17 protein-coding genes and 1 riboswitch are annotated in these 19,652 nt (G+C 72.7%); of the genes, 7 read left to right on the forward strand and 10 right to left on the reverse strand.

Going from position 1 to position 19,652, the window contains the following annotated elements; genetic code table 11:
• Positions 1–101: 101 nt before the first annotated feature.
• Both L1785_RS05895 and L1785_RS05900 read right to left on the reverse strand, forming a co-directional pair.
• Positions 102–584 (reverse strand): Hsp20/alpha crystallin family protein, encoded by a 483-nt coding sequence (locus L1785_RS05895; RefSeq protein ID WP_236088278.1) that lies wholly within the window; start codon positions 582–584, stop codon positions 102–104.
• A 273-nt stretch (positions 585–857) separates the two neighbouring features.
• Positions 858–1,805, reverse strand: coding sequence for a methylenetetrahydrofolate reductase (locus L1785_RS05900; RefSeq protein ID WP_236088279.1), 948 nt, complete (start codon positions 1,803–1,805; stop codon positions 858–860).
• A riboswitch (SAM riboswitch) is annotated at positions 1,799–1,915 on the reverse strand. It overlaps the preceding gene by 7 nt.
• 148 nt (positions 1,916–2,063) lie before the next feature.
• Here L1785_RS05900 and L1785_RS05905 point away from each other — a divergent pair.
• A complete protein-coding gene (locus tag L1785_RS05905; protein ID WP_236088280.1) occupies positions 2,064–2,864 on the forward strand; it encodes an S-methyl-5'-thioadenosine phosphorylase in 801 nt (266 codons plus the stop codon).
• 36 nt (positions 2,865–2,900) lie between these two features.
• Here the strand turns inward: L1785_RS05905 and L1785_RS05910 are convergent, their stop codons facing one another.
• Positions 2,901–4,109 (reverse strand): NYN domain-containing protein, encoded by a 1,209-nt coding sequence (locus L1785_RS05910; protein ID WP_236088281.1) that lies wholly within the window; start codon positions 4,107–4,109, stop codon positions 2,901–2,903.
• Between the two features lie 120 nt (positions 4,110–4,229).
• Here L1785_RS05910 and L1785_RS05915 point away from each other — a divergent pair, with 120 nt between their 5' ends.
• A complete protein-coding gene (locus L1785_RS05915) occupies positions 4,230–4,874 on the forward strand; it encodes a lysophospholipid acyltransferase family protein (protein WP_236088282.1) in 645 nt (214 codons plus the stop codon).
• Positions 4,875–4,971: 97 nt separating this feature from the next.
• Here the strand turns inward: L1785_RS05915 and L1785_RS05920 are convergent, their stop codons facing one another.
• The 5 genes from L1785_RS05920 to L1785_RS05940 all read right to left on the reverse strand — a co-directional run bounded on the left by L1785_RS05920 (position 4,972) and on the right by L1785_RS05940 (position 8,759).
• Positions 4,972–5,595: a hypothetical protein gene (locus L1785_RS05920; RefSeq protein ID WP_236088283.1), complete on the reverse strand. Its 624-nt coding sequence runs from the start codon at positions 5,593–5,595 to the stop codon at positions 4,972–4,974.
• 50 nt (positions 5,596–5,645) lie between these two features.
• Positions 5,646–6,737: an App1 family protein phosphatidate phosphatase gene (locus L1785_RS05925; RefSeq protein ID WP_236088284.1), complete on the reverse strand. Its 1,092-nt coding sequence runs from the start codon at positions 6,735–6,737 to the stop codon at positions 5,646–5,648.
• 32 nt (positions 6,738–6,769) lie between these two features.
• Positions 6,770–7,660, reverse strand: coding sequence for an LLM class F420-dependent oxidoreductase (locus L1785_RS05930; RefSeq protein ID WP_236088285.1), 891 nt, complete (start codon positions 7,658–7,660; stop codon positions 6,770–6,772).
• Positions 7,661–7,696: 36 nt separating this feature from the next.
• Entirely contained in the window at positions 7,697–8,347 is a 651-nt protein-coding gene (locus L1785_RS05935; RefSeq protein WP_372461802.1) for a DNA-3-methyladenine glycosylase I, read from the reverse strand.
• A 142-nt stretch (positions 8,348–8,489) separates the two neighbouring features.
• Positions 8,490–8,759, reverse strand: a complete 270-nt coding sequence (locus L1785_RS05940; RefSeq protein ID WP_236088286.1) for a hypothetical protein — start codon at positions 8,757–8,759, stop codon at positions 8,490–8,492.
• Between the two features lie 116 nt (positions 8,760–8,875).
• Here L1785_RS05940 and L1785_RS05945 point away from each other — a divergent pair, with 116 nt between their 5' ends.
• From L1785_RS05945 to rlmC, 5 genes are all read left to right on the forward strand, one after another.
• Complete coding sequence (locus tag L1785_RS05945) at positions 8,876–9,484, forward strand: DinB family protein (protein WP_236088287.1); 609 nt, start codon at positions 8,876–8,878, stop codon at positions 9,482–9,484.
• Between the two features lie 173 nt (positions 9,485–9,657).
• Positions 9,658–10,920: a D-alanyl-D-alanine carboxypeptidase family protein gene (locus L1785_RS05950; protein WP_236088288.1), complete on the forward strand. Its 1,263-nt coding sequence runs from the start codon at positions 9,658–9,660 to the stop codon at positions 10,918–10,920.
• A gap of 148 nt (positions 10,921–11,068) precedes the next feature.
• Positions 11,069–14,338, forward strand: a complete 3,270-nt coding sequence (locus L1785_RS05955; RefSeq protein ID WP_236088289.1) for a S8 family serine peptidase — start codon at positions 11,069–11,071, stop codon at positions 14,336–14,338.
• A 125-nt stretch (positions 14,339–14,463) separates the two neighbouring features.
• Positions 14,464–14,901 (forward strand): VOC family protein, encoded by a 438-nt coding sequence (locus L1785_RS05960; RefSeq protein WP_236088290.1) that lies wholly within the window; start codon positions 14,464–14,466, stop codon positions 14,899–14,901.
• Between the two features lie 10 nt (positions 14,902–14,911).
• On the forward strand, positions 14,912–16,171 hold the full coding sequence (gene rlmC, locus L1785_RS05965) for a 23S rRNA (uracil(747)-C(5))-methyltransferase RlmC (RefSeq protein ID WP_236088291.1): 1,260 nt from the start codon (positions 14,912–14,914) through the stop codon (positions 16,169–16,171).
• 16 nt (positions 16,172–16,187) lie between these two features.
• Here rlmC and L1785_RS05970 read toward each other — a convergent pair whose 3' ends face one another.
• On the reverse strand, positions 16,188–17,894 hold the full coding sequence (locus tag L1785_RS05970; RefSeq protein ID WP_236088292.1) for a sigma factor-like helix-turn-helix DNA-binding protein: 1,707 nt from the start codon (positions 17,892–17,894) through the stop codon (positions 16,188–16,190).
• Positions 17,895–18,074: 180 nt separating this feature from the next.
• Entirely contained in the window at positions 18,075–19,580 is a 1,506-nt protein-coding gene (locus L1785_RS05975) for a zf-HC2 domain-containing protein (RefSeq protein ID WP_236088293.1), read from the reverse strand.
• Positions 19,581–19,652: the final 72 nt, after the last annotated feature.

The raw sequence follows: 19,652 nt of genomic DNA on the forward strand, positions 1-19,652 counted from the left end.
CGCGCCCCCCCCCGCCCCCCCGGCGGGGGGGCCCCCCCCCCCCCGGGCGCCCCCCCCCCGGGGGGGGCCCCCCGCTTCCCTGACGCTGTCAGCGGGCCGGGTCAGCCCTCGATGGTCTCCTGGCGCTTGGGAGAGCTCTCGATGGTCTGCGTGCCCTGGGTCGAGCCCGCGATCTGCGACATGGACCCGGAGTGCGACACCTCGATCTTGCGCGGCTTCGCCTCCTCGCTCACCGGGATCGTCAGCGAGAGCACGCCGTCCGCGTACGACGCCGAGATCTGGTCGAGCGCGAGGCCGCGACCCACGGTGAGCTGCCGGGCGAACGTGCCCGTCGGCCGCTCGCGCACCAGCCACTGCATGTCGCTGCTGGAGCGCTGCGTGCGCTCGGCTCGGATCGTGATGGTCTGGTCCTCGCAGGACACGTCGATCGTGCCCGGGTCCACTCCCGGCAGGTCGAGGGAGAGGACGTAGTGGTCGCCCGTCCGGAAGAGGTCCATCGGCATGGCGCCCGTCTCACGTGCGCTCATGGCCAGAGTGCTGAGCAGCCGATCCATCTCCTGGAACGGGTCCCAACGGGTAGCCATCGCGCATCACCTCCTTTGACGATGCAGCCCCGGCCTGTCCGAGGCCGTCGCGCTCGACGACGGCCGCGGCCGTCGTCCGGCTACATCTCTTTTCTAGCACTCGCGTCGCCCGAGTGCCACCTCCCGATCGCTCGCCGCGAACCCGTCCGACGGCGGACGTGGGGGAACGCGCGAGACCGTCTCCACATCGCTTTCGTGGTCGTTCGAGCGACCGGGAGACGGTCTCGCCTGATCCCTCGCCGGCAGGTGGCTGCGTGCGTCCGGCCGCCGGGGTCAGGCAGCCGTGCGGGCGAGGAGGCCGACGCCCTCGAGGAGGTCGAGTGCCGGCCGGTGCTTGTTGAACGTGTAGACGTGCAGGCCCGGGGCGCCCGCGTCGAGCACCTCGCGCGCGAGGCGTACCGAGTACGCGATGCCGTGCGCGTGCTGGGCTTCGGGGTCGTCCAGGTTGTCGAGCTCAGCCAGGAGCCGGGTCGGCGGCGTCACGCCCGTCAGCTCCTCGACCCGACGCAGGCGACGCGGCTCCGTCGTGGGAAGGACGCCGGCGAGGATCGGGATGGTCACCCCGGCGGCACGCGCGGCCGCGACGAAGTCCGTGTACGCGGACGCCTCGTAGAAGAGCTGGGTGATCGCGAAGCTCGCCCCCGCCTCCTGCTTCTCGACGAGGCGCCGCACCTCCTGCTCGCGCGTCGTCCCCGCGCCGGGGTTGCCGGTGGGGAACGTCGCGACCGCGATCGTCAGCGGGCGGGCCGCACCCCGCAGGGCAGCGCCGGGATCCGCCTCGCAGCGGGCGTTCTCGACCTGCCGCAGCAGCCGGACCAGCTCGATGCTCGAGTGGATGCCGTCCGACGCCGGCCGCCAGTCCGGCTGGTCCCGCGGCGGGTCTCCCCGCAGCGCGAGGAACGAGCGCACGCCCGACTCGAGGAAGTCGCCGATGACCTCGGAGACGTCCTCGCGCGACGCGCCCACGCAGGTCAGGTGGGCGACGGGCAGCACGGGCGTGCCGGCGAGGAGCGTGCTGAGCACCTGCTGGGACGTCGCCCGGTCGCCGCCGCCGGCGCCGTACGTCACCGAGACGAAGTCGGGCCGGGCAGCGACGAGCTTCTGTGCCGTCTCCCAGAAGTTCGGGGCCGCGTCGGGGCGACGCGGCGGCATGAGCTCGAACGAGACCGTCGGACGACGGTGCCCGTTGTGCCGGGGGTTCGGATGTGCCTCTGCGACCATGGTGTCTGCTCCATCGGACCTGGCGTTAGCACCTTTGTCCTCGGGAGGCTTCCGTCGGCGGGTTGCTGCGGTGTCGACGAGCCAGGACTCTCGACCGCTCTGGATGGTTGATCCGATCGTACAGCCGCCCACCATGCGGTCCAGATATCGTCCGCACGTCGAGACGACGCGATGTCGGCGCCGGCGGACCTGACCGGTCCCTGACGGTGCGGGCGTGCCGGTCCCGCCCGGACCTGCCGCCTCGCTACCGTGCGACCCATGAGCGAACCCATCGGGATCATCGGCGGTTCCGGGATGTACAGCCTGCTGACGGACGCGGAGACGGTGCCCGTCGAGACGCCGTACGGCCCGCCGTCGGAGGCGCCCGCGCGGGGCGTGCTCGGTGGTCGTGAGGTCGTGTTCCTCCCGCGGCACGGCGCCGACCACCGGTTCCCGCCGCACCTCGTCCCGGCCCGCGCGAACCTCTGGGCGCTGCGCGCGCTCGGCGTTCGGCAGCTGGTGACGACGTGCGCGGTCGGCGGGCTGGTTCCCGAGGCGCCTGCCGGGACGGTCGTGATCCCGGACCAGGTGATCGACCGGACGTGGGGCCGCGAGCACACCTACTTCGACACGCTCGGTCCGGTGGTGCACGTCCCGTTCGCCGACCCGTACTGCCCGCGGGGCCGTGTCGCGGCGCTCGCGGCCGCGCATGCGGGTCCGCTGCCGGTTGTCGACGGCGGCACCATCGTCGTCATGCAGGGGCCGAGGTTCTCGTCGCGGGCCGAGTCCGCCCGCAACGCCCGCGACGGCGGCACGATCGTCAACATGACAGCGATGCCGGAGACGGTCCTGGCCCGCGAGCTCGCCCTGTGCTGCACCACGCTCGCGCTGGTCACCGACGCGGACGCCGGGGTCGACGGCGGTGAGCACGTGACGCAGGAGGCCGTGTTCGCGGCGTTCGCCCGCAACGTGGCTGATCTCGCGAGGGTCGTCGAGTCAACCGTCGCGGCCCTGCCCGACGACGACTGCGACTGCCGTCACCTGCTCGACGGGCTCACGCTCCCGATCGAGCTGCCGTAGGAAACGCGACGGGGGCCGACCTCGTGCTGTCGCGGCTCAGGCGGCCGTCACGAGGTAGTCGTCCGCGGCGTCGTCCCAGGCCATGCTCACAGCTCCGGCGGCCTGCGCCGCCTTGCAGAACTGCAGGAACCCGCGGTAGCCCAGTGCTTTCTCGGAGAAGTCGGGTCGCTTCTTGCGGACCGCGTTCTTGAGCCCGGAGAGCACGGCGGACCCGCCCGACTCCTGCACGACCGCCCGCAGCAGCGCGAACGCCGCGTCGGTGCTGCCCTGCTCGGGCAGCGAGACCTCCGGGTCGCCGGCGGACGGCCCGGTGGCCAGCACGAGGAAGCCACGGTCCGCCAGGTAGCCGAGGAACTCGCCGAACGTGCGGAAGCCGTAGTCGGACTCGCTGAACGTGGGGTCCTTGCGGAGGAGGGTCCGCTTCAGGGCGGACGCGGTGACCGGCCCGCTGGTCGACCCCTGCAGGTCTGCGAGCGTCTGCGCGACGCGCACCTCCATCGTGGGCGGCTCGGCCTCAGCCGGCTCGACCTCCTCGGTTGCCTCCTGGACGACGCCGGCGGGCTCCTCGGGCGGCGGCGTCGCCTTGGCCCGGCGGCGCTTCGGCGCGGCGGCCGGCTCCTCCGCGGGCGCCGGCTCCGGTGCCGGCGCCGGCGTGGCGGGTGCTTGGGCGACCGCCTCGGCGGGTGCGGCCGGCGCGGCGGGGCCGCGCCGTCGGGCACCGCGCTTCGCGGTCGTGGCGCGTTCCCGGCCGGGCTCCTCGTCGGGCACGTCCACGCCCTCGAGGCGGTCGTAGAAGAGGAACTCGTCGCACGCCGGCGGCAGCAGGCGCGACGTGGACTTTTCCACACCCACGCCGATGACCCGCTTGTTCAGCTCGCGGAGCTTGTGGACGAGCGGCGAGAAGTCGCTGTCACCCGTGCACATGACGAACGTCGAGATGTAGTCGCGCTCGAACGCCATCTCGATCGCGTCCACGACCATCTTGATGTCCGCCGCGTTCTTGCGGGAGGCGCCCATGCGCTGCGGCATCTCGATCAGCTCGACCTGGTGCCGGGTCAGGGCGCGGCGGTCCTCGTCGAAGTACGACCAGTCCGCGTACGCGCGCCGCACCACGACCCGTCCGCGCACCGCGAGGGCGTCCGCGATCGGCCCGAAGTCGAACTGCATGCCGCCCAGGTGCTCCCGGGCGCCGAGCGCCAGGTTCTCGTAGTCGATGAAGACGGCGAGGCGCTCTTCGTTGTCCATGCCGCCACCCTACGGGGCGCCTCTGACAACCACCGACCCGTTCGGTTTGTCCGCTCTTGGCGTTTCAATGAGACATGTTCCACTCTCACGCCACGGGTGCCTGCAGTGCACAATGACCTCGTGACGTACCGCATCCTCAAGCTGTTGTTGTCGCTCGTGACTCTCGTGCTGCTCCGGCCGCGCATCACCGGGCTGCATCACATCCCGCTCCGCGGGCCCGTCATCATCGCCAGCAACCATCTGTCGTTCATCGACTCGCTGATCATCCCGATCGTCACGCCGCGGCACGTCACCTTCCTCGCGAAGGCCGAGTACTGGACAGGCACGGGGATCAAGGGCCGGGTGTCCCGCTGGTTCTTCACGACCATGGGTCACATCCCCGTCCAGCGCGACGACCCGCGTGCCGGTCAGCGCTCCCTGGAGGACGCGCTCGAGGTGCTGCAGCGCGGGGGAGCCTTCGGCATCTACCCCGAGGGCACGCGCTCGCGCGACGGCAAGCTCCACAAGGGGCACACCGGTGTCGCGTGGCTGTCGCTCGCCGGCGGCGTCCCGGTGGTGCCGCTCGCCCTGACGGGTACCGACAAGGTCAAGCCCGTCGGCAAGATGATCCGGTTCGCGCGCGTCGAGGTGAAGTTCGGACCGGCCATCGACCCGACGAGGCAGATCGCCACCGGGACCAAGCCCGCGCTCGCGCGCCGCGAGCTGACCGACGAGGTCATGGCCTCGATCCACGCGTTGAGCGGCCAGGAGCGCGCGGACAGCTGACGGCGCTCACCCTTCGCTGCACTTCGCGTCCAACCGGGGTTGGTGGCGCGCTTGGACGCTGCGTTCCGCTGCGGGCGAGTGCCTCGTTCCTCGGCCCTCACCCTTCGCTGCACTTCGCGTCCAACGCGTCGAGCCGCTCCTTCCAGAACGCACGCAGCGTGTTCGCGTCCTCCGACGACGTGAGTCCGGCGTGCGTGATCGCCACCCGGACCTTGCCGGCGGGCGCGCCCGTCACGTCGGTGGGCTGGAAGAACGTCACGACGACCCGGCCGGTGCGGTCGTCCGGGGCTCCGACGGCGCCGGTCGGCCACGCCAGCCGCACCGACTTCGACGGGGTCGAGGCCAGCACCTCGGACCGGTCGCCCGCACGGACCTCGAAGAGCGCGGGGTCGAGCCAGTCGGCGCGCTCGGCGTCGTCGGCGACGAGCTCGTAGGCGCGCACCAGCGTGCAGTCGAGCGACTTGGAGGGGCTCACCTCGAACGTGCCGTCCTCCCGCTGCCCCGGCTCGCGCCGGCCGCGGGCCTGCTCGTACGAGACCGTCAGCGACTGGGCCCACCAGCCGTCGACGCCCTGCGCGGAGAGGAGCCAGGTTGCGATGTCGCTGTGCGGCCACGTCATCGCGTCGTGGGCGTCGAGCAGCTCGAACCAGTAGGCGCGGGGCTGGCCGGTCGCTGCGACGACGGCGTCGTCGCCCACGGCCTCGTCGCTGGAGCGGACCATGCCACCAGCCTAGGTCGGTGGCGCTGCATCCGCCCGGTGCAGGCCGGAGGTTACGGCGCGCTCGAGGCCCTGCCCAGGACACGCTCCAGCGCGTGCGCCAGGGCCTGGCCGTCCGGGCCGGACACGGTCGGCACGTCCGGATCAGGGGACCCACCCTCGTCGGGCAGCGGCGCGGGTGCGCCGTGCGAGAGAACCTGCTGTGCCGCGGTGAGGCGGCGGATAGCGACGGCGAGGAACCGATCGGGGTGCCGCTGCACCGCGCGGCGGTAGATGTCGGGGTCGTGCTGGCCGTCGTCACCGACCAGGAGCCACGTGACCTGCGGGAACATCTCGACGAGCCGGTCGATCGACGCGTCCTTGTGGGCGGGGCCGCTGCGGAACCAGCCCGTGTTCGTCGGTCCCCAGTCGGTCAGCAGCAGCGGGCCGGAAGGGAAGCCGTGCCGGGCGAGGAATCGCCGGAGCACCGAGGAGGTGTTCCACGCGCCCGTCGACACGTACACGAACGGGGCCGCAGGGTGGCGAGCATGGATGTCGCGGTACAGCGCGGACATGCCGGGCACGGGGCGCCGCGAGCTGGTGCGCAGCAGGAAGGTGTTCCACACGGCGAGCAGCGGGCGGGGGACGGCGGTGACCATCACCGTGTCGTCGATGTCGCTCACGACGCCGAAGGTCGCCTCGTCATCGATCACGACCACGCTGCCCGACGTCGTACCGCCCACCTCGGGCGCGAACGTCACCTCCCGGACACCGGGTGCGAGCGCGACGTCGATCTCGGCGTCCACGTAGCCGGCGCGGTCCGCGACGACGTCCGCCGTCGTGCCGCCGATCGTGACCCGGACCGGCTCGCCGGGGGCCGGGATGCCCAGATAGTTGCGAAAGCCGCGCCGGTCCGCCTTCGGCGGGGCCCAGTTGCGCGGCGCGAGCAGGACGCGGGCCAGGACCCGTACCCGGGTGGTCGTGCCGTACCCGGTGTACGCGTCGACGTGCGGGGTCCAGCCGAAGCGGCGGAGCGGGGCGGCCAGCATGGCGAGCACGCGGTCCTCCACGACGGCCGCGACGTGCGGCCGCTGCGTGTCAGGGTGCTCCGGGGCTTCGGCACCGTCCGGGACGGGCGCGTGCTCGGGCGAGTTCTGCGATGACATCGGCTCCAGCCTGGCACATCGGTCGACGCCCGTCAGTCGTCCGACGGCAGCTCGGCGACGCGCGCCACGGCCGGCGCCACGGCGTCGCGCACCCAGGCGGCGAGCGGCGTTGCCGGCGGGCGCAGCATGACGGTGTCGACGCCGGCGGCGGCATAAGGCCGCATCTCCGCGACGAACGCGTCGACGTCGCCCGCGATCAGCGCGCCGCCGTTGTGCACCATGGTCACCCGGATCTCGGCGGGGTCGCGGCCGACGTCCTCGCAGTGCCCGTGCAGCACGTCGAGCTTGTGGCGCAGCACGTCGGGGCTGTTCGCGTACTGGTTGAGGTTGCATGCGTCGGCGTACTGCGCGACGAGGCGCAGGGTCTTCTTCTCTCCGGACCCGCCGATCATGATCTCGGGCCGCGAGAGCGGCATCGGCGAGCACACGGTCTCGGCGAGCCGGTAGTGCTTGCCCTCGTACGGGCCTGTGCGCTCCGGGTCGTACATCTGCTTCGCGATCTGCACGGCCTCCTCGAGCATCTCGAACCGCTCCCGCAGCGGCGGGAACGGCACGCCGAACGCCTCGTGCTCGCGGCCGTACCAGGCCGCGCCGAGGCCGAACGTCGCCCGACCCCCCGAGAGCACGTCGAGGGTGGCGACGATCTTGGCCAGGAGGCCGGGATATCGGTACGTCACGCCGGACACCAGGACCCCGAGCTGCACCGTCTCCGTGCGGCCGGCCAGGTAGCCGAGGGTGGTGTAGGCCTCCAGCATGGGGTCGTACGCCGGGAACCCGGCCGGTTCCATCTGGAACCAGTGATCCATGACGGACAGCCAGCCGAGCCCAGCCTCCTCGGCCGCGGAGGCGGTGTCCGCGAGCTCCTGGCGGAGCTGCGCGGGCTGGACGGAGTCGAAGCGCATGAGGTGGGCACCGAGTCGCATGGTTCGATCCTCCACCCCCGGTTGCCCCCGTCAATCTCAGGAGTTGATGCGCGTCTTCCCCGCAGCCGAGGGGCACGTCGCCAGGTGGTCGTCCACCACGCCGCACGCCTGCATCGCCGCGTACATCGTGGTGGGGCCGACGAACCGGAAGCCCGCCTTCTTGAGCGCCTTGCTCAGCGCGAGGGACTCGGGCGTGGTGGCCGGGACGTCCGTCCAGGTCGCGGGGCGGGCGGGACGGCTCGCTGGGTCGGGAGCGAAGGACCAGAACAGCTCGTCCAGGGTCTGCCCCGCGTCGCGGAGCGCGACGAGGGCGCGGGCGTTGTCGATCGTCGCCTCGATCTTGCGCCGGTTCCGGATGATCCGGGCGTCCTCCAGGAGCCGCGCCACGTCGGCCTCGCCGAAGGCCGCGACGGCCTCGGGCTCGAAGCTCGCGAAGACCTCGCGGAAGGCCGGTCTCTTGCGCAGCACGGTGATCCAGGCGAGCCCGGACTGGAAGCCCTCCAGCGCGATGCGCTCGAACAGCGCGCCGTCGCCGTGCACGGGCAGGCCCCACTCGGTGTCGTGGTACGCCTCGTACATCGGGTCGCCGTCGCCGAAGCAACGGGCGCCCGGCGCCGGTGCGCCCAGCGGCTTCGGCTCGCCCGCGCCCTCGGCCGGCGTGCTCGCGTCGATCGTCTCCGTCGTCATGGGACCACTGTGCCCCCTGCCACCGACACGCCGCGCCCGCCGTGCACCAGGCTGGGGACAAGTCCGTGGGCAGACAGCTTGTGGTCGGAACCCCGGCCGCCCGCCGGCGTCAGGAGTGCCGGTGCGGCTGCGGCCGGGAGCCTCACCGGGAGCCCTCGTCAGGATCGCGCTTGCGGGCGATGTAGGCCTCGATCCCGTCGAGGAGGATCCCGACGGAGAACCCGACATCGTCCACGAGGACGGGGTCGTCCTCGGTCGGGCGGGGCGCGCCGGCGTCGTTGAACAGGCGGAACACCGCCGGGTAGTCGGCGGGCCGGGCAACGCGGGCGAGCAGGGCGCCGAAGTCGGCGTACGGGTCGGCCGCGCGCACCGCATCGGGGTCGAGCTCCTCGTCGGGCGTGCCGTCGGGCACGTCGCCCGAGGCCCGGACGGATGCCAGGGCGGCAAGCCGCGTGGAGGTGCGGACGGCGCTGACGGCGCCGGCGAAGTCCGATGACCATGTCGGTGGCCCGCGGCAGACTGGCCGGCATGGACGACGACGCCGGACGGTACGACGAGAAGACGATCCTCAAGCGGTACCTGCAGCGGGCCCGCGAGGCGCTGCTGTGGAAGGTCGAGGGTCTGCCGGAGCGTGAGGCGCGGCTGCCGCGCACGCCCACCGGCACGAACCTGCTGGGCATCGTCAAGCACGCCGCGACCATCGAGATCGGGTACTTCGGCGACACGTTCGGCCGCGCCTGGCCCACGCCGGAGGAGATCCCTTGGTACGACAGTCTGGAGGAGGACCCCCAGGCTGACTGGTACGCCACCAAGGACCAGTCGATCGAGCAGATCACGGGTCTGTACCGGCGCGTGTGGGCGTTCGCCGATGCCACGATCGACGAGCTCCCGCTCGACGCCCGGGGCCACGTCCCGTGGTGGGGCGAGAACGGTGACGTGTCGCTGTTCTGGATCATCCTGCACGTCACCGCCGACCTGACGCAGCACGCCGGTCATGCCGACATCCTGCGGGAGCTCGCGGACGGCAGCGCCGGCCTGCGGGCGGACGCGTCGAACCTGCCCGGCTGGGACGAGGAGGAACGGCTCGCGTACCTGGGGAAGCTTCAGGGGATCGCGGAGGCGTTCCCCGGGCGCTGACCAGCGCACCCACCGCCGCGGTGACCCCCACGGACGCCGCCGCGGCAGCCTGACGAACGGCGTCATGGCGGGCGTCGTGGCAGGCGTCCTGACGGCCGACACGCCGGGCCGACCCGACCGGCGTGTCGGCGGTCCGCGTGCAGAGCGGTCCGCGGCAGACGAGACTGCCGGTTGTGATCTCCCAGGACACTGCTCGTCCGGGACCGTCGGATGCTTCCGCCACGGCCGGCGCCGGCGGACCGGCTCCGACGTCCACACCGGGCGAGCCCTCACCGCCTCGACGCGCGGCGCACCGTGGGTCCCGGCGTCCGGCACTGTCGGTCGTCACGCTGGTCGGCGCGCTCGTGCTCGGCCTCGTCGCCGTCGCAGCCGTGCGGGGTCTTCGAGAGCACCGGGCGAGCGAGCTGCGAGAGGCGCGCTCCGCTGTCGGGCAGATGCTTGACGAGGCGACCCGCGCGCAGGAGGCCCTGCGTGAGCAGGTGGCGGCCGGCGAGGAGCTCCTCGCGGCGTCGGAGGGCCACGTGGCCGACGACGCGGGCCGGGTCGCGCTGACCGTCGCCCTCGACGCGGCCGCGCCGTTCCGGGAGGCCGTGCCGCCCGCGGTCCCGGCGCCGGGCACCGACGAGGAGACCCTGGACGGCCTGCGCGAGGCCGCGGACGAAGTGTCCGCCTGGGCAGGCCAGGTGGCGTTGGCGACGAGGGACCTCGTCGCCGGCGTCGGCCGGGTCCGCGCTTCCCAGGAGGCGTGGCAGCTCGCCCGGTCCGTGGCGGCGCTCGACGCTGCGACCGCACGGCTCGACGGCTCCGTCGAGGGCGCGGGGTGGACGCTGCGGTGGGCGGACCGGGCCGGTGCGCCCGACGACGCCCGGGCCTCCCTCGCGGCCGCCATCGACTCGGGCGAGGCGCGCCTCGGCGAGGCCGTCGACCGGATCGACCGCGAGGCCGTCGACGCGGCGGTGAGCACCCTGACCGCGACGCGCGACGAGCTCGAGCGGGCCGCCTGGTCTGCTCGCGACACGCTCGCGACCGGCGGGAACGGGAGGTACGACCGCTCCGAGCTGTGCTCGCTGGGTCTGAACCAGGACGCGCAGGAGCAGTTCCTGCGGTGCGGTGCCGCCGAGGCGTGGGGGCGGATGTCGGAGGAGTTCGCGGAGGAGTTCGGGCACCCGATCCCGGTCGAGTTCGCCTACCGGCCGTACGACGTGCAGCTGTGGGCGTTCGCCGAGTACGGGGCGGGGCGGGCCGCCGAGCCCGCCACCTCGCAGCACGGCTGGGGCGCGGCGGTCGACCTGCCGGAGTACGGCGAGTACGACTACGGACAGCCGAAGCGCGAGTGGATCGCGGCGAACGGTCCGCGCTTCGGGTGGGACGCGCCCGGGTGGGCGCAGGAGGACGGCGGCCGCGAGGAGCCGTGGCACTTCGAGTTCACCGGGTGAAATCGACGGGAAGACCGCCCGCTTAACGTCTTGTAACACGCGGGTGTTGTTTACGTGACATCAGTACGGATACCTTCTGAGCGCTATGTGCCCATATTTCACAGTGTGGGCACACACCGATCTCATACGCGCCTCAGAAGGGCAATCCATGCGCTTGAGCAGACATCCCCTCACCCGGCTCGCGGCCGTCACCTCGTGCACCGCGCTCGCCCTGACCACTCTGGCCTCCACGGCTGCCGCGGCACCGTCGCCGCGCCCGACCGACTTCGCCGACGCGTCGGACGAGATCGTCTCGGTCACCGACGGCACCAAGTCGCCCACCAGCGCGTTGGCGCAGACGCCCGACAGCCTGCTGGGTCTGACCTCCGGCAACCCCGTCGACGTCATCGTCAAGTACGACTACGACGCCGTGGCATCGTACGAGGGCGGCGTCGCGGGCTACTCCGCGACGAGTCCCAAGGTCACCGGCAAGGAGCTCTCGACGAAGGACACCGCGACGAGGCGGTACGAGGCCTTCGTCAAGGGCCAGGAGAGGGACATCACGGCTGACGTCAAGGCCGCGGTGCCCGGCGTCACGGTGCACGAGAGCTTCACCACCGTCTACGGCGGCGTGGCCGCGACGGTCCCGGGCGACAAGATCGACGAGCTGCTCGCGGTGCCGGGCGTGGTCGCCGTCCAGGAGGACGTCCTCAACCAGCCGCTGACCGACTCGAGCATCGAGTTCATCAATGCACCCGCCGCGTACGAGGCGCTGGGCACGGACAGCCTCGCCGGTGCCGGTGTCGTGTACGCGAACCTGGACACCGGCCTGTGGCCCGAGCACCCGTCCTTCACGGACGACGGCGCGCTGCCGGACTACACCGGGCCGGCGATCCCCTGCGAGTTCGGGGACAACCCGCTCACGCCGGAGGCCGACCCCTTCGAGTGCAACGACAAGCTCATCGGCGGTCGCCACTTCACCGACTCGTACGACCGCGCCTACCCGCCGGGCACCCCGGAGGCGGACATGTACGCCGGTACGGCGCGTGACGGCGACGGCCACGGCTCGCACACCGCGTCGACGTCGTCCGGCGTGATCGTCGAGCACCCGCAGCCGTTCGGGCCCGACATCGCGAAGATCCAGGGTGTCGCCCCCGGCGCCCAGATCATCGAGTACAAGGTGTGCGGCCCGGAGGGCTGCCGCGGCGCCGACACGATGTCGGCCACGCAGCAGGCGATCCTCGACGGCGCCGACGTGCTCAACTACTCGATCTCGGGCGGCACCAGCCCGCTGACGGACCCGACCGAGCTCGCGTTCTTCGACGCCTACAACGCCGGCGTCTTCGTCGCGGCCTCGGCCGGCAACAACGGCCCGGCCGCGGCCACGGCGAACCACCTCTCGCCGTGGGTCACCACGGTGGCGGCCTCGACCCAGAAGCGCACGTTCACCTCGTCGTTCACGCTGACGGCCGACGACGGCACGACGTTCACCGGCACGGGCGCCTCGCTCACCGCCGGTGTCGAGACGCCTGCCCCCGTCGTGCTCGCGTCCTCGTTCGACGACCCGCTGTGCCAGAACCCGGCCCCGGCCGACGTCGTCGCCGGCAAGATCGTGCTGTGCCAGCGCGGCGTGAACGCCCGCGTGGCGAAGGGCTACAACGTCTCGCAGGGCGGTGCCGCCGGCATGATCCTGTTCAACGCGACCCTGGCCGACACCGCGCTGGACAACCACTACCTGCCGACGGTGCACGTCGCGGACGGCACGGAGCTCAAGGCGTGGGCGCTGGCCCACTCCGGCATCACGGGCTCGTTCACCGCGGGCGTCCAGGCGGAGGCCACGGGTGACGTCATGGCGGCGTTCTCCTCGCGCGGCCCGGCCGGCGCGTTCATCAAGCCGGACATCACCGCCCCGGGCGTGCAGATCCTCGCCGCGGCGACCCCGACGCCCCAGTCGACCGACGGCGGCCCCGCGGGGAACTACTACCAGGCCATCGGCGGTACCTCGATGTCGTCCCCGCACATCGCGGGCGTCGCCATCCTGCTCAAGGCCGTGCACCCGGACTGGACGCCCGGCGAGATCAAGTCGGCGATCATGACGCAGTCGACCACCGCGGTCGTCAAGGAGGACCTCGTCACGCCGGCCGACCCGTTCGACATGGGCGCGGGACGCGTGGACGTGGGCGCCGCCCTCGACGCGCCGATCACGATCTCGGACGACGCGCTGGACATGTTCCTCAAGACCGGCGACCCGGTGCACGCGGTCGACATCAACCTCCCGTCGATCAACGCTCCGCTCCTGCCGGGCCGCCTCACCACGGTCCGCACCCTGAAGAACATGACCGCGGACGAGATCGTGGTCCAGCCGAAGGCGACGGTGCCCGCGGGCTCGTCGATCACCTTCAACCGGAGGTCGTACACGATCCCCGCCGGCGGCACCGCCGACGTGGCGATCACGATCTCCACGTCGGCCGCCGAGGGCGTGCAGCAGTTCGGCCAGGTCGTGTTCCACACGAACAAGGGCGACTCGCACATCCCCGTCGCGTTCGTCCCCGGCCAGGGCGGCGTCACGCTCGACCAGAACTGCGACGCGACCGAGCTCCGCAGGGGCGCCACGACGACCTGCACGGTCACCGCGACGAACACGACGTTCACCGACCAGGAGGTCGACGTCGACACGTTCGTCAGCCGCGGGTCGGTCGCTGTGGGCGGCCAGACCTCCGCCTCGGGCGACCTGTCGGCCGCCGCGGAGGGCACCCCGTCGATGGTCGACACCGGCTCGCCGGCGTTCGTCGACCTCGGTGCGTTCGGCATCCCCGCGAACACGATCGGTGACGAGCAGTTCCTGAACTGGGACGTCCCGGCGTTCACGTTCAACGGTCAGACCTACACGCGCCTGTCGATCAACTCGAACGGCTACATCGTGGCGGGGCCGGCCGGGTCCACGGACAACAACTGCTGCAACCTGCCCGGCGGCCCGTCGCCGGACCGCCCGAACAGCGTGATGGCGCCGTTCTGGACGGACCTCGACGGCACCGGCGCGCCCGGCATCCGCATCGCGTCGTCCGGTCCGTACCGGATCGTCCAGTGGGAGGTCTTCGACTGGGGAACCCAGCACCTGCGCAAGTTCCAGGTGTGGGTCCTCACCGGGACGACCCAGGAGATCACGTACTCCTACTCCGAGCCGCAGGTGGCGTCGCTGGCCGGCGACTTCCTCGTCGGTGCGGAGAACGGTGCCGGCCTCGGCGACATGCGGGCGATCCTCCCGGCGAACGACATCCTCGTCGAGTCGAGCCCGGCGATCCCGGGCGGGTCCCTGACGTACTCGTTCACCCTGACGGGCATCAAGGCCGGAACGACGGCGACGGTGCGCACGGAGATGACGTCGCCGACGATCTCGGGCGTCACCGTGGTCCAGGACCGCATCCGCGTCGTGCGGTAGTCGTCGTGCGGTAGTCGCGACTCCGCCCGGGCGTGGCCCGGGCACCCGTAGCACCCCGGGCGCCGGGTCCTCCACGGAGGGCCCGGCGCCCGGGCTCGTCCCGGGCTGTCTCGGTGGCGGGTGCCATGCTGGAGCCGGAGGTGATGACCGTGCCCGTTCCCCGCATCCGCCAGGTCGTCCTCGACACGACGGACGCCCGCGCCCTCGCGGAGTTCTACCGCGAGCTCTTCGGTCTCTCCTACCGGCCCGGCGACGAGCCGCCGGCCCCTGGCGAGCCCGACCCGAACGGCGAGGACTGGCTCGTGCTGCGCAACGAGGACGGCATGCCGCTGGCGTTCCAGCAGGTCGAGAGGATCGCGCGGCCGACGTGGCCGGATCCCGCCGTGCCGCAGCAGCTCCATCTGGACACGACGGTGCCCGACGTCGCAGCCCTCGACGAGGCGCACGCGCGCGCCCTCGCCCTCGGCGCCACCCTGCTGCACGACCGGTCCGACGATCCCCAGGAGCCGCTGCGGGTCTACGCCGACCCGCAGGGCCACCCGTTCTGCATCTTCGTGGGCTGATAATCGACGGGTGCAGTGCCACCACTTCGACGCCGGCCGCTGCCACTCCTGCACCCTTCTGGAGATCGCCTACCCCACCCAGGTGCTCGACAAGGAGCGGCACGTCGCCGCACTCCTCGCCCCCTTTGCCGGCACCCTGACCTGGCTGCCGCCGGTCACGGGCGCGGAGTCGGCCTTCCGCAACAAGGCGAAGATGGTCGTGAGCGGCACCGTCGACGAGCCCGTGCTGGGCATCCTGGACAGGGAGGGCCCCACGGGCGGCCACGGCATCGACCTCACCGACTGCGGCCTCTACCCGCCGGCCCTGCAGGCCGCCTTCCCTGCCCTCGCCGCGTTCGTCACGCGGGCCCGCCTCGAGCCGTACACGGTCGCGGAGCCGCCGGCCGCCATGTCCCCGGTCGCGTCGGCCGAGCCCGGACGTCGGGCAGCAAAGGCGGCCCGCGCCGCGAAGCGTGGCGCACACCGCGGGGAGCTCAAGTACCTGCTGGTCACGCTGTCGCCCGACGGCGAGCTGATGGTGCGGTTCGTGCTGCGGTCCCAGGAGCCGGTGGCCCGGATGCGCAAGCACCTGCCGTGGCTGCAGGCGGAGCTGCCGCAGCTCGCGGTCGTGACGGCGAACATCCAGCCCGCCCACGCGGCGGTGCTGGAGGGCGACCTCGAGATCCCCCTCTCGGAGCGCACCGCCCTGCCGATGCGGCTCGACGGGATCACGCTCAACCTGCGCCCGCAGAGCTTCTTCCAGACCAACACCGAGGTCGCGGCCGCGCTGTACCGGCAGGCGCGCGAATGGGTCGACGCGGTGGACCCGGCGTCACTCTGGGACCTGTACTGCGGCGTGGGCGGGTTCGCGCTGCACTGCGCCGCGCCGGGCCGGTCCGTCACGGGTGTCGAGATCAGCGCCGAAGCGATCGCCGCGGCGTGGGAGTCGCGGGACGCGCTCGTCGCGTCGAGCCCCGAGGGCGCGGCCAGGTTCGGTGGTGTGCGCTTCGCCGCGGGCGACGCGACGGCGGTCGGGGCGCCGGCCCTTGCCGGTCACGACCCTGACATGGTCATCGTCAACCCGCCGCGGCGCGGGATCGGTGCGGACCTGAGCCGCCGGCTGGAGCACGCGACGGGGGTGCGGCACGTCCTGTACTCGAGCTGCAACGCGACGACGCTCGCGAAGGACCTCGCCGCGATGCCGTCGTTCGTGCCGCGCCAGGCTCGCGTCCTCGACATGTTCCCCCAGACCTCGCACTACGAGGTGCTGGTCCTCCTGGAACGTGCCTGACCCAGGGCCGAGGCTGCTAGCCCTGGCCCCGCAGCGTGCCCGCCAGCTCCGCCAGGGTGGTCGTGGTGCCGGTCAGCGTGCCGGTGAGGCCGTCGACGGTGTCACCGATCAGGCCGCCCAGGGGGCCGAGAAGGCCGGTCCATTCGGACGTCCCGTCGCCCGTGCTGCCCAGCAGGCTGGTGAGCAGCTCCGTGAGGGCGCCCTGTTCTTCCTGGGAGGCCGGGACGAGGTCCACGGATGCCTCGACGTCCACGGAGGCGCCCTGCGGGCTGAGCACCGTGACCGTGGCGCTCACGTCGATGGGCACCAGCGCGGTCGTCAGCGGGATGACGTAGAAATGGTCGTCGAGCCGGGTGATGGCCGCCAGCTCCTCGTCGACGGTGACGGCCGTGATCGTGATCTCGTCCGAGAGGGGCACGATCTTGTAGGCCGCCTCGAGCAGCGTGCCGCCCGCCGTGACGTTGACCTGCGCCTCGACGGCGCCGTCATCGAGCGAGAGGCCGACGCCGGCTCCGGCGTCCACGACGCCCGTCCCGAGGTCGGCCCTGAGGGACGCCCCGACCTCGGGCACGACGGCCTGGCCCGCCGGCAGTGCCACGCTCGGGGCGGCGAGCTCGGGCGATGAGAGAGACGTGTCAGCGGGGGCGTAGACCTGCGGCGCGGCCGACGTCTTCGCGACAGCCCGCGGCTCGGCCGACACCTCCACGGCGGGCTCCAGGAGCGGGAGGGCGCCCGCCTGGTACGCCACGCCCGTCGCGGCGGACGTCGCGACCAGGCCGCCCACCACTGCGGCGGTGAGGCTCAGCGGGTCCATGAGCAGCGAGCGGACGAGCACGGCGATCTTCTGACCGAGGCCGGCGACGGCCGAGCCGGCCGTGCTCGCGTGCGCAGCCGCAGCCCCGACGGCCGCGCCACCGGCCCCGGCCGCGACGAGGGCGGCCGCCTTTCCCCCGAGCACAGTGCCGAGCAGCAGGATCGGTGCGGCCGCGCGCAGCATCCAGTACGACTCGCGGACGTCCACGAACGCACGCGTGCAGCCGGCGCAGCTGAGCATGTGGTCCTCGAAGCGGCGCCGGTGGCGAGGCATGAGGTGGTGCCGGACGTAGTCGTGCATCGAGGCCCGCGTCGTGCGGCACACCTCGTCGACCGCGGCGGCGGCATGCACCTCGGCGAACCCGGACGCGAGCTGGTTCTCCGCACGGCGCAGCCGACGTCGGGCCGCGTACGGAAGGACGCCGATCTGGCCGGCGATCTGTGCCACGGGCGTGTCGTTCACGTGCCGGTCCCAGAGGAGCTGCTGCTCCTGGGTCGGCAGCTTCTCCATCGCGGTGTGCAGCCGCTCGAGGTCGAGCGCGCGCTGGACGGGCTCGGCGACGGGCGGCACCACGCCGGAGCGGGGCCGCGCGGTGGCCGCGTCCGCGGTGGCACGGGTTGAACCCGACGTCACGACGCCCACGAGCGCCGGGACAGCGGCCTGGGCCGTGCGGGCGTGCCGCGAGGTGGCCTCGCCGGCCATGGCGAGCGCGGCCCTCACGGCGGCGTCGCTCCAGAAGGCGACCGGCTCGTCGACGGCGCCGCGGGCGACGATCGCTCGGACCAGCGCCTCGAGCCCGCGGGCAGCGGCGAGCTCGGGATCAACCCCGGGGACACGTCGCGACACCGTGAAGACGACCGCGCGCCGATGTGCAGCCCACTCGCTGAGATCGGTGCTGAGTGCGGTCACCTGTCCTCCTCCTCGCGCGTGCGACGCCGCGTGATATGTCAGTAATTGGTGCCTCGGACATCTTTTCACTCGGTTCGGGCGCACGGAAGCACCGGACGAATCACGTCTGTGAATCTGGGCAGGCGCCCAGATGAGGTATGCGGACGCCCTCGGTGAGGGCGTCCGGAGGGCTGCTGTGGGTCAGTGCTTGGAGGCGTCCTTGAACGGCACGGGCGTGTCCCCACCCCCACGACCGAGCTCGTCGCCGGGGTTCCGCGCGCCGCCCACGCCACCGACAGCACCCGGTGTGCTCTTCACGATCTCAGCGGCCGAGCCTGCCGGGCCGGTCAGCGTCACGACGACGGAGGTGTCCGCAAAGGTCTCCTGCTCCGGCCGCCAGCGCGTGCTCGGGTAGGCGATCACGAACCACGAGCCGTTCTCCTCGTCGAAGATCACCAGGTCCTCGCTGCTCGACGACTGGACGCCGGTGACCGTGGCACCACCGCTCGGCACGATCTGGAAGACGGCGAGCGCGCTCGGCGCGCTTGCCGAGAGCGGGACCGTGAACTCCTGCGGCACGACCGGCGACGGTGTCGGTGTCGGTGCGAGCGGTGCCGGCGCGAGCGGATCCGGCAGCGAGGCGGGCTCCACCGGGCCGGCGATCACCGGTGCTTGTGGTGGCGTCGTCTCCTGCGTCGCCGGCTGGTCGACCTGCGCGGCCGCGTCCGGGAGCGCCGGGGGCTGCGCCGCCTGGGTAGGTGCCGCCTGGGTCGGCACAGGTGTGGCGGCGTGCACGGTGGGCGGGGTGTGCTCCCCGACGCCGATCTCCGGCCCGTTCAGCAAGAGCGCCACCGTGCCGCCGATGGCGGCGACGGAAGCGACCCTGCGGGCGGCGGTCACGGCGTGCCTGCCGGCCGACGTCGGCCTCCATACGGCGCGGAAGAGGGCGACGACCCCATGGGTCGCGGCACTCGTCGTCGCGGCGGCCGCCACGGCACCCGTCGCCAGGCCGGCGACGACGACGACCTGGCCGGCGTCGCGGAGCATCCACGAGACCTCGCGGACGTCGATGAACGCGCGGGTGCAGTCCGCGCAGCCGTCGAGGTGTGCCTCGAGGCGCTTCTGGCGGCGCGGCAGGAGCCGTCCCTTGAGGTAGTCGTGCATGGCGGCGCGCGTGGTGCGGCACTCGGGCGCGCTGACCTCGCGGGCGTGCGCGGCGGCGAACCCGGCGGCGAGCCGCTCCTCCGCCCGGCGCAGTCGCATCGTCACGGCGTGGGGGCGCACCCCGAGGTCGTCCGCGATCGCGCTGACCGCGCGGTCGTGCACGTGCCGGTCGAACAGCAGCCGGCGGTCGTCGTCGGCCAGGGCCGCGAGGGCCGACCGGAGCATCTTGACGTCCTCGGCGCGCTCCGCGGAGAGCTCGGCGCCGCCGACAGCGGGCGTCATCCGGGCGAGCGCCCGGTCCTCGACGGGGTGGGCACGGCCCGCCTCGCGCGTCATCGAGATGGCCTCGTTGACGGCGGCCCGGCGCCAGTAGGGGGCAGGATCGTCGATGGTCCCGCCCGCCGAGAACAGGCGGATCATCTTCTCGAGCGCGCGGCTGGCCGCCTCCTCGGCATCCACCCCCGGCACCCGAGCAGCGACCGAGCGCACGACGTTGGGTCGATGGATGACCCAGTCGCCGAGGTGCACGTCGGTCCGTGCCACCCGCGCCGCCCTCCCCGTGCTCGGTGGTGCGCCCATGTCCTCTGACTCGATGGTCCATGATTCAACCACGGT

This window comes from Antribacter soli, from assembly GCF_021568775.1.
GTDB lineage: Bacteria > Actinomycetota > Actinomycetes > Actinomycetales > Cellulomonadaceae > Antribacter > Antribacter soli.